General features: G+C 42.9%; 15 protein-coding genes and 1 riboswitch. Of the genes, 7 read left to right on the forward strand and 8 right to left on the reverse strand.

The genetic code is table 11. The features are described 5' to 3' along the window. The first annotated feature begins 22 nt into the window (after nucleotides 1-22). From IEW05_RS17000 to IEW05_RS17020, 5 genes are all read left to right on the forward strand, one after another. Complete coding sequence (locus IEW05_RS17000; RefSeq protein ID WP_188541048.1) at nucleotides 23-670, forward strand: ThuA domain-containing protein; 648 nt, start codon at nucleotides 23-25, stop codon at nucleotides 668-670. Beyond that, nucleotides 663-1,145, forward strand: coding sequence for a GNAT family N-acetyltransferase (locus tag IEW05_RS17005; RefSeq protein WP_188541049.1), 483 nt, complete (start codon nucleotides 663-665; stop codon nucleotides 1,143-1,145). The genes IEW05_RS17000 and IEW05_RS17005 overlap by 8 nt, the downstream gene beginning before the upstream one ends. Before the next feature lie 139 nt (nucleotides 1,146-1,284). Continuing rightward, nucleotides 1,285-1,998: an ABC transporter ATP-binding protein gene (locus tag IEW05_RS17010; protein WP_188541050.1), complete on the forward strand. Its 714-nt coding sequence runs from the start codon at nucleotides 1,285-1,287 to the stop codon at nucleotides 1,996-1,998. Then, complete coding sequence (locus IEW05_RS17015; protein WP_188541051.1) at nucleotides 1,991-3,589, forward strand: permease-like membrane multi-spanning protein; 1,599 nt, start codon at nucleotides 1,991-1,993, stop codon at nucleotides 3,587-3,589. Before IEW05_RS17010 ends, IEW05_RS17015 begins: the two co-directional genes overlap by 8 nt. Nucleotides 3,590-3,790: 201 nt before the next feature. Beyond that, nucleotides 3,791-5,203 carry an alanine/glycine:cation symporter family protein gene (locus IEW05_RS17020; RefSeq protein WP_188541052.1) on the forward strand — a complete coding sequence of 471 codons (1,413 nt, stop codon included), beginning with the start codon at nucleotides 3,791-3,793 and terminating at the stop codon, nucleotides 5,201-5,203. A gap of 95 nt (nucleotides 5,204-5,298) precedes the next feature. Here IEW05_RS17020 and IEW05_RS17025 read toward each other — a convergent pair whose 3' ends face one another. Further along, on the reverse strand, nucleotides 5,299-7,980 hold the full coding sequence (locus IEW05_RS17025; RefSeq protein WP_229753462.1) for a glycosyl hydrolase family 18 protein: 2,682 nt from the start codon (nucleotides 7,978-7,980) through the stop codon (nucleotides 5,299-5,301). Further along, nucleotides 7,874-8,149 carry a carbohydrate-binding protein gene (locus IEW05_RS26110; RefSeq protein ID WP_373285842.1) on the reverse strand — a complete coding sequence of 92 codons (276 nt, stop codon included), beginning with the start codon at nucleotides 8,147-8,149 and terminating at the stop codon, nucleotides 7,874-7,876. Before IEW05_RS26110 ends, IEW05_RS17025 begins: the two co-directional genes overlap by 107 nt. A gap of 379 nt (nucleotides 8,150-8,528) precedes the next feature. Here IEW05_RS26110 and IEW05_RS17030 point away from each other — a divergent pair, with 379 nt between their 5' ends. Next, nucleotides 8,529-9,629 carry an MBL fold metallo-hydrolase gene (locus IEW05_RS17030; protein WP_308420436.1) on the forward strand — a complete coding sequence of 367 codons (1,101 nt, stop codon included), beginning with the start codon at nucleotides 8,529-8,531 and terminating at the stop codon, nucleotides 9,627-9,629. Between the two features lie 75 nt (nucleotides 9,630-9,704). Here IEW05_RS17030 and IEW05_RS17035 read toward each other — a convergent pair whose 3' ends face one another. From IEW05_RS17035 to IEW05_RS17050, 4 genes are all read right to left on the reverse strand, one after another. Next, complete coding sequence (locus tag IEW05_RS17035; RefSeq protein ID WP_188541053.1) at nucleotides 9,705-10,715, reverse strand: HAAS signaling domain-containing protein; 1,011 nt, start codon at nucleotides 10,713-10,715, stop codon at nucleotides 9,705-9,707. Further along, nucleotides 10,702-11,055: a PadR family transcriptional regulator gene (locus IEW05_RS17040; RefSeq protein ID WP_188541054.1), complete on the reverse strand. Its 354-nt coding sequence runs from the start codon at nucleotides 11,053-11,055 to the stop codon at nucleotides 10,702-10,704. The genes IEW05_RS17035 and IEW05_RS17040 overlap by 14 nt, the downstream gene beginning before the upstream one ends. A gap of 209 nt (nucleotides 11,056-11,264) precedes the next feature. Continuing rightward, the gene (locus tag IEW05_RS17045; RefSeq protein ID WP_229753464.1) at nucleotides 11,265-12,359 is read right to left on the reverse strand and encodes an amidohydrolase family protein; all 1,095 of its coding nucleotides are present in this window, start codon (nucleotides 12,357-12,359) and stop codon (nucleotides 11,265-11,267) included. Between the two features lie 129 nt (nucleotides 12,360-12,488). Continuing rightward, entirely contained in the window at nucleotides 12,489-13,550 is a 1,062-nt protein-coding gene (locus tag IEW05_RS17050) for an endonuclease/exonuclease/phosphatase family protein (protein WP_188541055.1), read from the reverse strand. Between the two features lie 259 nt (nucleotides 13,551-13,809). Between IEW05_RS17050 and IEW05_RS17055 the strand changes: the two genes are divergently transcribed. Then, the gene (locus IEW05_RS17055; protein ID WP_188541056.1) at nucleotides 13,810-14,352 is read left to right on the forward strand and encodes a hypothetical protein; all 543 of its coding nucleotides are present in this window, start codon (nucleotides 13,810-13,812) and stop codon (nucleotides 14,350-14,352) included. Between the two features lie 87 nt (nucleotides 14,353-14,439). Here IEW05_RS17055 and IEW05_RS17060 read toward each other — a convergent pair whose 3' ends face one another. Together IEW05_RS17060 and IEW05_RS17065 are read right to left on the reverse strand one after the other, a co-directional pair. Continuing rightward, nucleotides 14,440-15,621 (reverse strand): MalY/PatB family protein, encoded by a 1,182-nt coding sequence (locus IEW05_RS17060; protein WP_188541057.1) that lies wholly within the window; start codon nucleotides 15,619-15,621, stop codon nucleotides 14,440-14,442. A 122-nt stretch (nucleotides 15,622-15,743) separates the two neighbouring features. Next, the gene (locus IEW05_RS17065) at nucleotides 15,744-16,358 is read right to left on the reverse strand and encodes a LysE/ArgO family amino acid transporter (protein WP_188541058.1); all 615 of its coding nucleotides are present in this window, start codon (nucleotides 16,356-16,358) and stop codon (nucleotides 15,744-15,746) included. Between the two features lie 212 nt (nucleotides 16,359-16,570). After that, a riboswitch (cyclic di-GMP riboswitch) is annotated at nucleotides 16,571-16,664 on the forward strand. The last annotated feature ends 93 nt before the right edge of the window (nucleotides 16,665-16,757 follow it).

Below are 16,757 nucleotides of genomic sequence, written 5' to 3' on the forward strand. Positions count from 1 at the left end.
CAAGGAATAAGGAGGAAGTTATATGCCAAAAACGGTGTATGTCATAAGAGATGATTTCTATCATCCGAAAGAAGTGATCGACCCGGAAATTTCTAAGGTTTTTAATCCTAATGAGTGGAATGTCGTTTTGACCAACCGCTTAAGAGATGTACTAGAATCTGAGCAATCGATAGATCTAACCATGTTATTTACAGTAGGTCGTCCAGATGGCGAGAACGACATCACGCACGAAGAGCAAAACCGTTTCATAGCCAGAGTTAAAGATGGGATGGGCGTCATGTTCGTTCATGCAGGGTTAGTCTTAATCGAGGAAGACAGCCCATTCTATCAAGAGTTGAATTCTGGTAGATTTCTAGGACATTCACATGATCACGTACCTGTTGTGAACGTTCCGATTCGTAACGTATCGCATCCGATATTGGAAGGTATTACTGGATTTACAGCGATGGACGAGCATTATTATTGTCAGGTAGATGTTACAAGTACCGATATGTTGATGTTAAGCACGTCTGAAGTGGTAACCGCTGCCTGTGCTTGGGCACATACGGTGGGCAAGGGCAAAGTAGTCGGTATGACGCCAGGCCATACAACGGAAGCTCTTGGCAATCCGCAAATGATTGTATTAATGCAAAATGCAGCGAACTGGGCTACGAGTCAGAACCATGTCTGATATGCTCGTCAAGCTATATGAGCTGAATGAATCTGAGTCTATTGAAGATTTCAAACGGCGTACTGGGGTGACGATAAGGCGTGCACTCGTCCCAGAAAAACATGTTGTCACCGGGTGGGTTAGTGAACATTACGGTCGTCCATGGGTGAGTGAATGTGAAGTCGCATTCTCCCGTTCTCCTGTGAACTGTCTAATTGCTATTGAAGACAATAAAATGCTGGGATTCGCTTGTTATGACGTCACGATGAAAGGCTTTTTTGGTCCGACAGGTATTGGCGAGAAGGAGCAGGGTAGAGGAATTGGGACAATGCTATGCCTATATGCCATGCAATTAATGCGAGCCGATGGTTATGGATATGCGATTATAGGCGGTGCAGGACCTACCGAATTTTATGCAAAGGCCTTAGGTGCTACGATTATCGAAGGCTCCGTACCAGGCATATATAATGGAATGTTAAATAAAGAATGGGATTAACAGGATCTCCCCATCATCATCTCTCTGGATGCATGATGGGGATTTTTTGTGTTTGATGAAAATCGAATTGAACGTTTTGCATAGGTTAAACGTATTATAGTCAGTTTAAACCGGAGAACATGAAGAAGAGGTGAAGAGGATGCTCACAATAAAACATTTTTCTAAAAGTTATAAGGGTGGTAAAAAGGCAGTAGATGACTTGAATTTAGTTGTCGAGCGTGGCGATATTTATGGCTTTATCGGGCATAACGGTGCAGGGAAAACAACGACTATCCGATCCGTAGTTGGTGTCTTGGACTTTGAAGAAGGGGATATTGAAATTGACGGCATCTCCATAAAGAAAGATCCAATCGCCTGCAAAGCGGTTACTGCGTATATACCGGACAACCCAGATCTGTATGATCATCTGACCGGCATACAATATTTGAATTTCATTGGTGATCTCTTTAAAGTATCCAAATCAGATCGTGAGTTACTCATTCGGAAATATGGCGATGCCTTTGAGATTACATCCAGTCTGGGTGATATGATCTCCGCATATTCACACGGGATGAAGCAGAAGCTCGCTATCATCTCTGCTCTCATCCATAAACCTAAGCTGTTGGTGCTAGACGAGCCCTTCGTTGGACTTGATCCCAAAGCAGCTCACGTATTAAAGACGGTTATGGCGGATCTGTGCAGCAATGGTAGTGCGATTTTCTTCTCGACCCATGTGCTAGATGTGGCAGAGAAGCTCTGCAATAAGATTGCGATTATCAAAGCGGGCCAATTGATAACCCATGGCAAGACTGAAGATGTTAAGGGTGATAACAGTCTTGAAGAGGTATTTCTGGAGTTGATAGCTAATGATTAATATATGGAGATTAACGAAGCTACAGTTGCTTTCTTCCTTTGGTTTGAATAAAGCATTGCATGCTCGTGATATGAAGGAAAGACGTAAATTACTTCTGCTAAGCATCGCTATTCTTATTGGTGTGAGCATGATTGCAGTGGCTTCATTTGGTTACAGTTATATGATGGCCTTGACCTTTGAACAATTAGGTCGGATGGATCTGCTACTTGCTATTATGATGGCTGTTACCTCACTGATTGCGCTCTTCACAACGGTCTATAAGGCAAGTGGTGTGTTATTCGGATTTAAAGATTATGATTTGGTTATGTCATTGCCTATCAAAACGAGCCATGTTGTAGCGAGTAGAGTGCTTCAACTCTATGTGCTGAACTTATTTTTTACTTTGATAGTGATGGTGCCAGCAGGTGCGGTTTATGTCATCAAAGTGAATCCAGAATCGGTATATTATTTGTTTTTTCTAATGACACTCTTATTTATTCCGTTAGTACCTATCATCGCTGCAACTATTATTGGCTCATTAATCAGCTGGATCTCCTCAAGATTTAAGGCAAGTCGGATGGTCAGTATCGTACTAACCTTTGCAGTCATTATTGTCTTTATGGTCGGTTCGTTTCGTATGAATGGGAATGAGCAGGTACTTGCTGATATGGGTACGGGGCTGGGTGATATGATATTCAAGCTATATCCTCTAACATCCATGTATGTTGATGCTGTTTGCTCGTATCAGATAGGTTCATTTCTCTTATTTATTGCGATTTCGGTAATTACATTTATGTTATTTACCATTATTCTCGGCAGCAAATTTAAAGTTATCCATACAGGCTTAACGACTTCTCATACAAGCAACCGATATCAAATGAAGTCGTTAAAGGCATCATCACCATTTTTTGCGCTGTATAGGAAAGAGCTGCGTCGATATATTGGTTCTACTATGTATGTGCTGAATACGGGTATTGGTATGGTACTTTTACTCGCAATGTCGATTTCCTTACTGTTCATAGGCTCTGAGCAGCTCGGACAATTGATAGATATGCCTCAGCTTTCTACTTTACTGACTACATTGGCACCACTATTCGTTTCCGTCTTCGTGGCTATGAGCTGCACAACGTCATGCTCCATTTCTCTCGAAGGTAAAAATGTATGGATATTAAAGAGCTCACCTGTACCCAAACAAACAATATTACTTAGTAAAATTGCCGTAAACCTTACCGTAACTTTACCTATCGTGGCAGTCAGTTGTGTACTGCTCATGATATCCTTGCATACGGGATGGATGGAAAGCTTGCTACTGCTTGTTATCCCGATGATTTATGCTTGTTTTTTAGCCATAGCGGGTGTGCTCGTCAACTTGAAGCTGCCTAATTTAGAGTGGACAAACGAGGTTGCAGTAGTTAAACAAAGTGCGTCCGTCATGGTTTCGATGCTTATCGGTCTCGTCAGTATAGTGATTCCAGTTGGTTTGTCCCTTCTTCTGTCCAGTATAAATGGGAATATTATCTTGTTGGGCATTGGTCTTATTATGATCGTGGTATGTGCTATGATGTACAGATACCTCAAGATAAAAGGGGAGCAGCTGTTCCAGAGTATTTAGGGTAGTGGCATTCAAAATTAGATGTAGTGAACGCGAAGGAGCTGTCCCAAGAGTAGATTTTTCTACTCAGCGGGTCAGCTCCTTTTTGATAACGAACTGTATTTTTTTAGTTATTGAAATAATTGCTGTTATATTTGAAAATATTATAGCGGAAAAGGTTTTGCAACTAGGTATCGACAGAAGGCAAGAGAGGCGGATGGTATGCAACAAGTATTAGATAATTTGATTAACGGAACCAACGAATTTCTTTGGTCAAGAATATTGATTGTCCTTCTTATTCTTTGTGGTGTTTATTTTACGATCAGATCGAAATTCGTACAATTTGGTATGCTGAAGGAAATGTTTGTAGTCCTTAAAGGGTCCAGTGAAAGGTCAAAAGACAGTATCTCATCATTCCAAGCCTTTTGTATCAGTATGGCAGCAAGGGTTGGGACTGGAAATATAACAGGTATTGCGATTGCTATTGCATTAGGAGGACCAGGAGCGGTCTTCTGGATGTGGGTTATAGCAATTATTGGTTCAGCTTCGAGCTTTATTGAGAGTACTCTAGCACAAGTATATAAAATAAAGGATAAGACGGGATTCCGCGGTGGTCCAGCTTATTATATGGAGCAAGGTCTGAACAAGCGTTGGATGGGAGCTATATTCGCTGTGTTGATTACGTTGTCTTTTGGCCTCGTATTTAACGCAGTACAGTCCAATACGATTACAGTTGCCTTTGAGAATTCATTCGGCACGAATCGCACCATCCTTGGGCTTGTAGTGGCCGCTGTGTTTGCTTGTATTATCTTTGGCGGTGTTAAGCGTATCGCTAGAATGTCAGAATACATTGTCGTTATTATGGCTGTAGTATATATCGGAACTGCACTAGTCATCATGCTAATCAATATTACAAGACTGCCGGAAGTTATAGCACTAATCGTGAAGAGTGCCTTCGGCTTTGAACAATTTGCGGGCGGGACTCTTGGCGCAGTAATTCTACAAGGTGTGAAGCGAGGTTTGTTCTCAAACGAAGCGGGTATGGGGAGTGCGCCCAATGCTGCGGCAACGGCAACCACAAGTCATCCTGTGAAACAAGGGCTTATGCAAACACTGGGCGTACTCACAGATACGTTAATTATTTGTTCAAGTACCGCTTTTATTATATTGCTGTCCGATGCGTACAAACAGCCAGGGCTTGATGGAATCAGGTTGACGCAGGCTGCATTAAGTGAGCATTTAGGTTCATGGGCATCCGGTTCATTGGCTATCATGATTCTTTTATTTGCATTCAGTACGTTAATTGGAAATTATTATTATGGAGAAACGAATATAGAGTTTTTGAACTCAAAGAAATCAGTATTAACATTCTATAGATTTAGCGTTCTGGCTATGATTATATTTGGTTCTGTAGCCAAGGTTCAATTGGTCTGGGACTTAGCTGATTTGTTTATGGGCTTTATGGTGGTAGTTAACCTGATTGCCATCCTGTTATTATCCAAAGTAGCTTTTGCGGCCTTGCATGATTATAAGCGGCAGAAACGAATGGGGATAGACCCTGTCTTCTATAAAGACAGCATCAAGGGTCTAGAGAACATTGAATGTTGGGAGAACGCTCCTGTTACGAAAAAGTAAGGGTTATCCCTAAAAAAACACCCCTTAATTTAGCAATCGGAACAACCACCGAGGTGGTCCCGAATGCAAACTAAGGGGTGATTTGTATATAAGACTTACTTGATGCTAGCGTTCAATATGCTGCACTCTGCTGCCGTTAAGTTTTCGCCGCATACAGCAATTTGGTTTTGTGGCTTTCCATCTGCTAAGTCGCTTAACAGACGATTACCCAGGACGTGATTTAGCGCATTCAGATTATAGCCATTGTCCTGTTCAAATTGCCATCCGAATACACCAGCCAAACCGTTATCTTTGGCATATTGCGCCTTTAGTGCGACGGTACGCGGGGTTTCGATGGTGATGAAGGAGCCGATCGTCGGATTGACCAGGTAGTCAGCGTTAGCCGCTTTATCGGTGTAGAGATGGTAACCGTTCTTTGGCTTCAAGTCTTTATCAAGGAAGTTTTGATATAGATCGTATCCTTCTACGACCCCTGCTTCCCAGGTTCCGACACCCGCAATGCCTAGGATCAGAGCTGCACCTGTAGCGTTCAGGTTACCGAAAGTAGATGAACCTATCAGGCCATTGGTGTATTCGGTAATATCGCCAGGTTTTATCGCTTTCGAGCGGTGGTAATTAGCGATCCCAATCATGATTTTGTTAGCTGGTACGCTATGATTGGTTAAGTATTTCACCATCGCATCAACTGAGAGCTGGACCTGATTGCCGTTTGTATCTTTCAGGTTCGGATTGTTATATAACGAAGTATGATGTCCTAATTGACGATCCCATGCGCCGGAGAAATCGTAGGTCATGGCATACAAGCGATTGAGATAAGGGCTTACTTGCGTCCAGTCGATTTTATCAAGTGCTGGTTGACTGGCTGGTATCGCGCTGGAAAGCCGGTACTGCTTACCTGTCTTTTGCGATAGCCAATCCATGCCTGCACGCAAATCTTTGATAAGCTGCACATAATTTTGTGGATCGTCAGGCCGGGACATGCCGATTACAGCTCCATCGGTGCCTGGGTATTCCCAGTCGATGTCGATTCCGTCAAAATCGAATTCCTCCAAGAAGCGAACGACGGAATCTACAAACGCTTTGCGACGGGTAGTGTCCGATGCCATCCAGGAAAAGCCTTCACTCAGTGTCCATCCACCTATAGACAAATCGAGCTTCAGGTTCGGGTTGTTCTTACGATGTTGATAGATCACGCCGAACACGCCTCGCACATCTTTAGGGTCCAGATCGTACATGCTTTCTGTACCCGCCAAACCACTGGCTGTTTGACCTGGTTGCAAGCGAAGGAATGCAGCTTCAAAGTCCGCTACGGCCATGGCGCCATCGGGTAGATTGCTTTGCTTACAGGTACGGTTGGTTGCAGCCGGAGCTGTAGTTGGAAAACCAGGATCTTGCGTATTCTTCGCGGCTGGATAGCAGATGCCAGCAAAGCCATATACGATCCGATCAACGTTCTTCGCTGCTAATTTGTTGAAATCGAATTTACGGCCATAAATTCCCCAATCGCCCATATATTCTACGATTTCTTGACCTGCTCCACGGTCATAAACATTGTTCTGAAGCGGTAAGGTTCCCGAGGTGAGCTTCGCCACACGAGCGCCGTTGTCCGCATCAAAGCCTGGATGATTACCTCCCGGATCGGTCGAAGGGTCGATTCCTCCACGAGTTCCGCCCGTTCCTGTACCCGAAATAGGATGCGCTGCCGCTATACTACCGGATGGCAGGGCGACCCCAGTATTCGGATTGCCGCTAACGGGCGAAGGCTGACCGTAATCAATGGTGTTCGGTATAGATACAGGGCATAAGTTAGGGTCTGCGATCCCTACTAATTCCCACATATGATAGATCGTATCGTCAGGTGCGATCCCGTGAACATCGGATAGCGCACGATATGCTTTGCCGTTATACCCGACAATCTTGTCTTTGGCATAAATTTTGGTCGAGGCATAAGTAGGTGCGCAATATGGTGTAGTTGGAGTGGGTGTACCTGGGTCAATCGTAACTACTTTCCATAAAGTAGGTGCATTTGAAGGCTCCCATCCTACTAAGGAAGTATGAGCATAGGTACATTGATAATTCTTGCCATTGTAGCTAACGGTATCTCCAACTTTATAGGAGGTATTGGGTTGCCACGCGTTGTAGCCGACAGGTGTCGTTGTCGACACGGAATTACTGGCAGGAGAAAGGTTTCCGGCTTCATCTTTAGCTACAACAGTGAAAGTATATGCAGTGTTGCCCGTCAATCCACTGACTACTGCCGTTGTATTGCTGGTGGACAAAGCAAGCGTTGTGCCATTGTACACATTGTATCCAACTACGCCTATGTTATCGGTGGAAGCACCCCAGGATAACGATACGCTAGCCGATGTTGTGCCGGTAATGGTTAAGTTCGTTGGAGTAGTAGGCGGCTCAGTATCAATTACGGGGGTAGTTGTGGTGATGGTGACTGTGTTGCTAGCAGGGGATAAGTTACCGGCTGCGTCTTTCGCTTTGATGGTAAAGCTGTATGCCGTATTGGCGGTCAATCCGCTGACCGTTGCGCTAGTAACCTGTACGGTAACTGCAGTTTGGGAGCCCTGGTACACGATGTAATCGCTTACACCAATGTTGTCGGTAGAGGGGTCCCATGAAAGTGTTACACTGGTGGATCCAATATTCGTTGCGGTCGCATTACTTGGAGCCGTTGGTGGTTGCGAATCGACATTGGCCGTTTGTGACCAGAGTGCAGGAACGTTTGTTGGTTCCGGGTAAAGATTGGTGGTTTTGCCGGGCAGCATAGGTATTTACCCCATACGTTACGGTATCACCTGTCGAATAGTTGGTGTAAGGCGCCCAAACTCCTCGATCAGCGGCAAAAGATTTAGCGGCGAAAAGTGGTAGCAGTGTTACAAGAAGTGCAGCCACAAGCGACAGAATGAAAACTTTCCTTAGCGAACGGTTTATCATTCCTCACAAAATCCCCTTCCATATTTTGATTAATTTGACCAATATATGAACTATACAATGATCTTTACTCCTATTGAATTGTAAATATGACCTCTTTTTGGGTGTTAACCAATATTTGTATAAAAATATGTAGAGATATGTTCGACGAGATTCTCATCTTAATAGTGAAATTATGGATAATGGATATCGTTATAATGATTCTATTTTTATAAAAGCAGATTTATAGGAGGAGATTAGACTATATACCCGGAAGTAAATACGCAGCTGCTATCTCGATGTCCAAGGTAAGCTTATCCTTGATATTAGGACGGGCATCAGCTACTCTATTGTCATGCTAAGTTCAGTTCAGAGAACCGTATTACACGAATGAGAGGTTAACATGATGATTGTTTTTATCTGTGTCATTATTATTTTAATTGTCGTAACGATTCTATTCTTGAATCTATATCCACCATTTGGCGGGAATCCTTCTAAAGAGAAGCTTATTGCATATCGAGAGTCCCCGAACTTCAGACAGAATAAGTTTTTTTATCCTGCAACTTCGGAGTCAACTGAATTTCGTCTCCATACCGTGGTTTCTTTGTTGCGAGATTATATCAAAGGCAATCCAAAGATAAGACCTGATCAGGCGCTACCGATGGACAAGTTTGATCCACATCATGAAGAGGGACAAACACAAAATCTCGTTACATGGTTCGGACATTCAGCCTTGTTACTTCAGTTGGAAGGTACAAGAATATTGCTGGACCCGATGTTCGGTAAATCTCCTTCTCCTGTGCAGATATTTGGTGGTAAAAGATATAGTAAGAAGTTACCGTTCGAGATCGAGGAGCTACCGACGATTGATGCCGTTATTTTGTCGCATGATCATTATGATCATTTAGATTATAGGACCATACAGAAACTCAAAGATAAGGTGAAGCAATTTATCGTACCTCTTGGTGTTGGCAGTCATCTGGAACGGTGGGGGATTGATCCGAAAAGAATTAGCGAGCATGACTGGTGGGATGAATTCGAATTTCAAGGAATCAAGCTTGCTTGTACACCGGCAAGGCATTTTTCGGGCAGAAACTTGTTTAATCGTGCCTCTACGTTATGGTGTTCCTGGGTAATAGCAACGATGGAGACCAAGGTATATTTTAGCGGTGATGGCGGTTATGGTGCTCATTTCGGGCAAATTGGAGATAAATACGGTCCATTTGATCTAACCTTGATGGAATGCGGTCAATATGATACAAGATGGTCTGACATTCATATGTTGCCAGAAGAAACGGTACAGGCTCATATCGACGTCAAAGGTGGAGTCATGATTCCGATCCATTGGTCTGCATTTACATTGGCGCTTCATGACTGGACAGATCCGATAGAGCGCGTAACCGCAGCAGCTCAAAAATGTGGTGTGAATATCTCAACCCCGAGGATTGGGGAAACCGTACGAATCGGTTCGGATATATATCCTACTTCGGTGTGGTGGAAATGAAGAACAGAATTAATCGATAAGATCAGCGAGGGTTAACACAATAGGAAAGGCTGCCGATGATCGGCAGCCTTGTTTCTATGTGAGATCTTTAATCTTAAAGTATTTAACAACCGTAGTAATGAGTTGGATGCCTAGAATTATTCCTAGGATAGCAAGTACTCCTTGTGTAGCATTTGGCCAGACGGTTTGGATGAATTGCAATCCATCGCTTTCGTGTTGTATCAGATCAGGCTGTGCTATTTGTTGTAAGAAATGAGGATTCCATATGGATGAATCTGAAAACATAAACACTGCCAATACGAAATGGAGGAGGATTACCACAATATCAAATGCAATGAGCTTGATGGTCCATCTTCCCAGAATGATCTTCATGATATCGCTCAGTATATTTAGGGCGAATACAACCCAAATGAATGGTAGAAAACCACGAAATACCTCTTCATCAAAAATGGGAATAACCGTACGAATACTGGCATCTGGAGAGAACCATACACCGAAAAGATTGATTGAGAAGGTCAACAGCACTAACAAAATAATTGTAAAAGAGATACTTACAATAGGATCGGCCATTTTAATTTTAACCCTATGATCGGGTAGGGGTGGTAAATCGGAAGGTTTCCATGAGTTTTTGTTCAGTTTCTGTTTGTTAAGTCCCTTATAGTCTACTAAGAAAAAGATGATCGTTACCCATGCAAACCCTTGAAAGATACCACTCATGATTGAACTTATATAGCTTGTTAACTGACCTTGTATCTGAGCAGGCTCTAGAACAGTCTCAACCACAAAGGCAACCGTCGTGGCAATGCAGATCGCTGCGATTGCGATCTTGAGAACGAATATATAAGTAGGGAAGAGTTCTGGACTAATCAGATACCTCTTACTTCCTCTATATTTATCTGCCAGTTCGCTAGGGTTTCCAAGTTCAAGAAGTACGGCTTCCACGTCGCTTGCAGTCGGGATTCCACCTTGAGTCCGTTCCTCCAGCATATCCTCAATTAATCCGTGCAGTTCTTTCTCTATGTCTGCTCTTTGTTGTTCAGGTAACTTATTCGTTACGGCATAAATGTACTTTTTAACTAACTCCATCGCCCGTTCCTCCCCGAATTAAGCTTTCAATGCTGACCGTCATCATTTGCCATTCCTGACATAGTTGGCGGTAAACTTCCTTACCAGTAGGACTTAGCAAGTAGTATTTTCGAGGTCTGGTTTCATTGGTATCCCACTTACTTTCAAGTAGTTCTTGTTTCTCCAATCTGCGCAATAGAGGGTACATGGTGCCTGGATCAATGTTAATGCCTTTCTCCTCTAAAATAGAGACGAGAGAATAGCCGTATTGCGGCTCCGATAATTGACTGAGTACGCCGATAATGATCGTCCCCCGTCGCATCTCTTGTGTTAGTCCGTTGATCGTTTCTTTTATATCCATGAAACATCAGCTCCTGCTTTTACTATACTGTATGACACACACTATTGTAAATAATACATTAAAAATAAATTTCAATTATAACATTGTATCTAACTAAAAAAACTGCTCACACTTTAAGCTTCATTCGAAGCAGCGCGAGCAGGTGAGCATGGAACAGGTTTTGCGGTTATGTACACGAAATTTTTGCACAGGCGGTGGAATGGGTAGATTTATTTTTCCAGTTCAAAAATTAATTCATTAGCCATTCGTTTATTCAAATGATAGGTTTTGAACTCTTCTTTTTTTGTTGCGAGTTTCTTAATTTTTGCGATTTGGGTGTCCGTTGGTAGCTGAAGCTCAATCATTCGCTCATAGTTAAGAGAGGCAACTTTGAGCGCAGTTTCGTCAGAGAGAAGATCTATGAGATCATACAAACCGTCCCTAGCCTGGTTAGCTGGTAGGCCAAATCCGGAGTCAGTCGATAACATGAACCGATCTGGATATTGCTCTATTATGGGTACAAAATCTTGAAGTGAATTAGAGCTATCTGGACTATAAGCGGTAAAACCAGCAAAAAAATCGATGTATAAGTTGGAGTGCTTGTCTAATAAGTATTTGATATTATCTGGCGTATTGTACGCATTGGCATGTCCAAAAATAATGCTCGTATCGGGATGTTGATCCAGTGCCTGCTCCAGATAATCTATGGGTGAACCGCTTGGGGGATCGATATGTAGTAGGACAGGGACGCGGTATTTAGCAGCGAGATCATAAATTTGCGGGAGATAACCATCATTAGGATGCTCCGATTTCCACTCCACTTTGGATACAACCGGTGAGTAACTTGATGCAGCCACAACCTCACCGATGTTGAGATATCCTTGCTCCAAGTTGTCTTTTACAATGGTTAAACCTTCTTCTTCATAAATCGGAAATCCCGCGAAGGATGGGTAGACGTGCGATGGGTCATTGCGATAATGCTCCCAGGCGAGTTGATCCGTTCTTTGTGCGCTTGGTTCAGATACATCGCCGAATAATACAACCCGGTCGATCCCATCTTGTGTCCATTCATTCACGGCATTAGGGTTTTCTGCGGCATGGTTGTGAATATCAATAAGGGTAATATCCTGATATAGCTCCGATAATTTTATATTGGAATCTCTAGTCTTTCGAATCTTTTGAATCAATTCTAGCTCCTGCTTCGGCTCATAACTAGTGAGAGAATCAACAACGACTTCACGCTTGGCTCCAAATGTATTACATCCAGTTAACGTAGCAATAACAAGACTTAAAGTGAGGGCTATCAACCATAGTTTCTTCGACAAATTTCTTCCTCCTTGATTCTTGTATCAAATCTTGCAGATGATGAGTCACCATCTTTTTATGGAGAATTTTAATCAAAATCAAATAGATTTTTGTTCCAAAGCCTGCTGTTTCTACAATTTGGTCTATACCTATTTCAACGTAAAGCTCGCAGTTACAGGGTTGTGATCACTATTAGCGAAATTCAGTTGATGTCCAGTAACATTTACGATCTCAACATTTGGCGATACAAGAAACCCATCGATGACAGCGAGGAAATTAACCCCTTGTTGGTATGCCACATCCAGAGTACGGACGGAAGGGGTATTCGGGTCAACGGCCCACTTGAAATCACTTGGTCCAAAGGAGTCGGGGAATGGTTGAAGCCATTCTGGCCATTCCTGTTGCGTGGCGAACTTACTAGGGTCCGTCCCTGGAAGGGCATGGTTCCAATCCCCACCAATAATGAGATAGTTATCTTTCTTCATCTCTTGGTTGATATAGTTCGCTAGGAATTCAAGCTGTTGTTTGCGGATCGTACCGCCCTTGTCGAATGCCGACAAATGTAGGTTGACCAGTACCAACTCCTTACCGTTATCTACTGGGAAGCGACTCTCGATAAAGGCACGATCCAGTTCAAACTGTTGAACAGGCCAACTTTCCTTACCCGGTAGGTCGAAACGAGTTTGCGACGTGCTGTTGAACGTTGATAATGTCAGTAAACCACTTTTCACGCCGCCCATCGGATGAGTTAGCGGAATGGGTACCCAAGGAACCTTATAATTATAAGCAAATGTGTTGCTATATTCCTGCAGGCTGTCACTGATTTTCTTAACTTCGTTAATATGGTTGCTACGTGATGAGTTCTCATCTACTTCCTGTAACATATACAGATTGGAACGGGTTCCACTCAGAAAATCGACGATGGCATTCAGATTAGTCTCGGTTTGTTCTTTACTACGGGACCTCGACATCGTTCCACCATCCATGAAGAAATCTTGTCCTTGGTCGAGTCCGGCATAGCCGATATTAAACGTAGTGATGGTGAACGGTTTACCTTGTTTAAGCGAAAGGCTGCTGTTGTTGCTCGCTTGAAGCTCTACTTGAGCTGGTGGCTTATAATCAGCCACAGTAATATAGATGAGTAAAATGGCAAACACAGCGACTACGGACACCACGATCCAAGCTAGCCATTTGAGCGTTTTTTTGATCATCAGGTTATCGTTACCTCCTAGATTTTATACTTGCCGTGCGATAGTCATTTACGTTACAGAGAACTTACCATAGTTACGAATACAGGGTCTAGTGCTGGCGCAAAAAAAAGAAAGCAGAGCTGGTCCGCTTTCTCTTATGACTAAATGTGTGAATATGAATCTCGGTCCAAGGGCTGAGATGATGTCCGGTTAGAGTCTGATTTCAGATGTTTCGGGAGATAGTACAATGAACACAGATGAATGAGGGGACGGGATGGATATGAGATGGCATCAATATATAACACGCTGGGCAACTTCCAAAGGGTGGGAGGGGCAAGAAATCGATTATCAATGGCCGTCGCCCGCACTTCCAATCGTTTGTATTCGTAGTAATCTAGGGAGATACTCAGATCAAGGGAATAGGATGGGGAGCAGTTCTCGTTGGAAAACAGCGGTGGGTTTGATTGCTATTGGTGATATCGCAATTGGGCTAATTTCTGTCGGTGCTGTTAGCGTAGGACTGTTATCTGTAGGGGCGTTGACACTGGGCTTATGGATGGCCTTGGGCGCTGTGGCTATGAGCTGGCTTGGTTTGTCTGTTGGTGCAGTGGCCATTGCAGGTACAGGTGTAGCAATAGGTGCTGTAGCTATTGCCAACTGGGCTGTTGGTGCTGTTGCTATCGGAAAGATTGCCGCAGGTGCAGTGGCGATTGGAAAATGGGCATATGGCGTAGTGGTTATTGGTGAGCATGGATATGGATTAATCCCGATTACGATGGACGTGTGGAATTGGTTCCGACACTTATTTGGTATGAGGGGCTAACGGGTTGCATCATAATAGCGAATAAATAGTCCAGCCGCAGCACTTTAGGTATGCTCGTCCTAAAGCGCTGCGGCTGTTTTGTTGACCCTATCCTAACAATTTAGCGATCCGTTCTAATGCTTCAGCTAGAATGGATCTTGGACATGCGAAGTTAACCCGCATATGTCCCTTGCCTTCTAAGCCAAACATCGCTCCACTATTCAATAGAACCTTGGCCTCTTGTGATATTTTTGTCTCCAATTCCTCAGCGATAGCGGTGTCTCTGAAATCTAACCAAGCCAGATAGGTACCCTGAGGTTTATTGTATTTTACATTCGGCATGTTCTCCGCTACGAACGTTTGAATGAACTCCGCATTAGAATCCAGATACTCCAATAATTGATTCAGCCAATCCGCGCCTTCTTCCGTATAAGCGGCAGTGGTTGCTACAATGCCAAAGGCATTGGGCTCCATAATGGAGGATTTCTTCAGTTCGGTATCAACTTTCTCTTTGAGACTTTGATTTGGAATGATAATATTTGAAATTTGCAGTCCTGCTAAGTTGAAGGTTTTACTTGGAGCAGTACAGATAATTGAGTTATTGGCGAATTCTTCGCCCAGTAGCGCGTAGGTAACATGACTGTTCCCCGGCAAAATCAAATCGTTATGAATTTCATCGGCGATGACAATCACGTTGTTAGCGTTACAGATTTCTCCTAGCTTCCGAAGTTCCTCGCTACTCCACACAATACCCATGGGGTTATGAGGACTACAGAGGATCAGCATCTTCGTTCTTGGATCTTTAGCTAATTGCTCCAACTGAACATAGTCCATCACATATTTGCCGTCTACAAGCTTCAATGGATTGTTTGCTACGATTCTGTTATTGGTCTCGATGGTGCTTCTGAACGGAGGATATACGGGTGGTTGGATAATGATCCGATCGCCCTCATCGGTTAGAGCCCTGATAAAGAAGTTAAATGCAGGGACGATTCCTGGCATCATCGTAACCCATTCCTTTTTAATATCCCAATCATGTCGTGACTTCTGCCACCAAATCAGTGCATCATAATACTCGTCAAGAGGTGAGCTATATCCGAAGATTCCGTGTTCTACCCTCTTCAACAAAGCATCAATGACAGGCTGAGGAGCGCGAAAATCCATATCTGCAACCCATAAAGGCAATATTCCTTCAGCATCAAATCCCAGTCTATTTGTAAGAACAGTCCGATCCCATTTCAATGAATTTGTATTCTCTCTGGCAACGATCTTGTCAAAATCATATTTCATGGTTAACCCTCCGAGTGAGTAAGTTTATTAAGTCTCAAAATCATACTGTTATTCAGTATAACTTATTATGAACAAACAGAAAAAACTAAGTCGATCCATTTACGGATTCAAGGGGCATTGAATTACATTTGAAAAAGTTTGTAGGCAATATAAGCGGCAACGATCCAAATGATGATCGCGGAAATTTTATTAATGATGAGCATGATTTTTCCGTTGGTATCTATTTGCCCTACGAGCTTGCCTGCAAAGGCAATACTAGAGAACCACAGCCAAGAGACAAGGATTGTCGCACATGCAAATATAACTTTGTCTATTCCGGCATAGTTAAGAGAGCTGGTGCCAATGACTCCAATCGTATCCATTATGGCGTGCGGATTTAATAAAGATACGGACAAGGCAAATAGGATTTGTTTCTTGGAGGATAAAGGGGTAGCATCTTGCTCCAACTTGGATGGCTTACTTCTCCAGATCGACCATCCCATATATAGAAGAAAGAGAAGTCCAATGCTAAATAAAGCGGTTTGTAATGCGGGAATTGCAAATACGATGACAGAGACTCCTAAAATAGCTAATAAAATAAGAAAGGTATCACATAGTGATGCTGTAACAATAACAGGAATGGCTTTCTTAAAATTAGGTTGGGATGCTCCTTGGTTAAATACAAAAACATTTTGTGCTCCAAGAGGAAGAATTAACCCTAGAGCCAATGCTATTCCGTGGAATAGTGCAGTTAACATAGCTTGTGCCTCCGATTTTGGTAATAAGTTCTGATTATAAGGCACGTGCGATTATTTGTGCAATATTAGAATTTTTCTATATCTAAAGTAGCAGTACCTACAGCCAAATGTTTTGAAATTCATGAAAACTAATTTAAATTACCTAGTACGATATCATACCAACTGATCATGCGATGAGATGTATGGTTATGTTACTGTGAGAAATGTACTTAAAATTGAATAGGCAAACCTATGGAAATGTAGGGACGCAAAGCTAAAGGGACTAAGGTTAATTAAACTTCGTAACGATGTCAGCCAGCTGCCAAAGAGTATATTATGCTTTTTGTTATTTGAAGTTTATTAAAAGTGAAGTTTTCATTTTTAATAGACTTTGTGTGCAATCGGGCTACTCTTCAGGGT

The sequence above is a fragment of the Paenibacillus segetis genome, from assembly GCF_014639155.1.
Taxonomy (GTDB): Bacteria; Bacillota; Bacilli; order Paenibacillales; family Paenibacillaceae; genus Fontibacillus; species Fontibacillus segetis.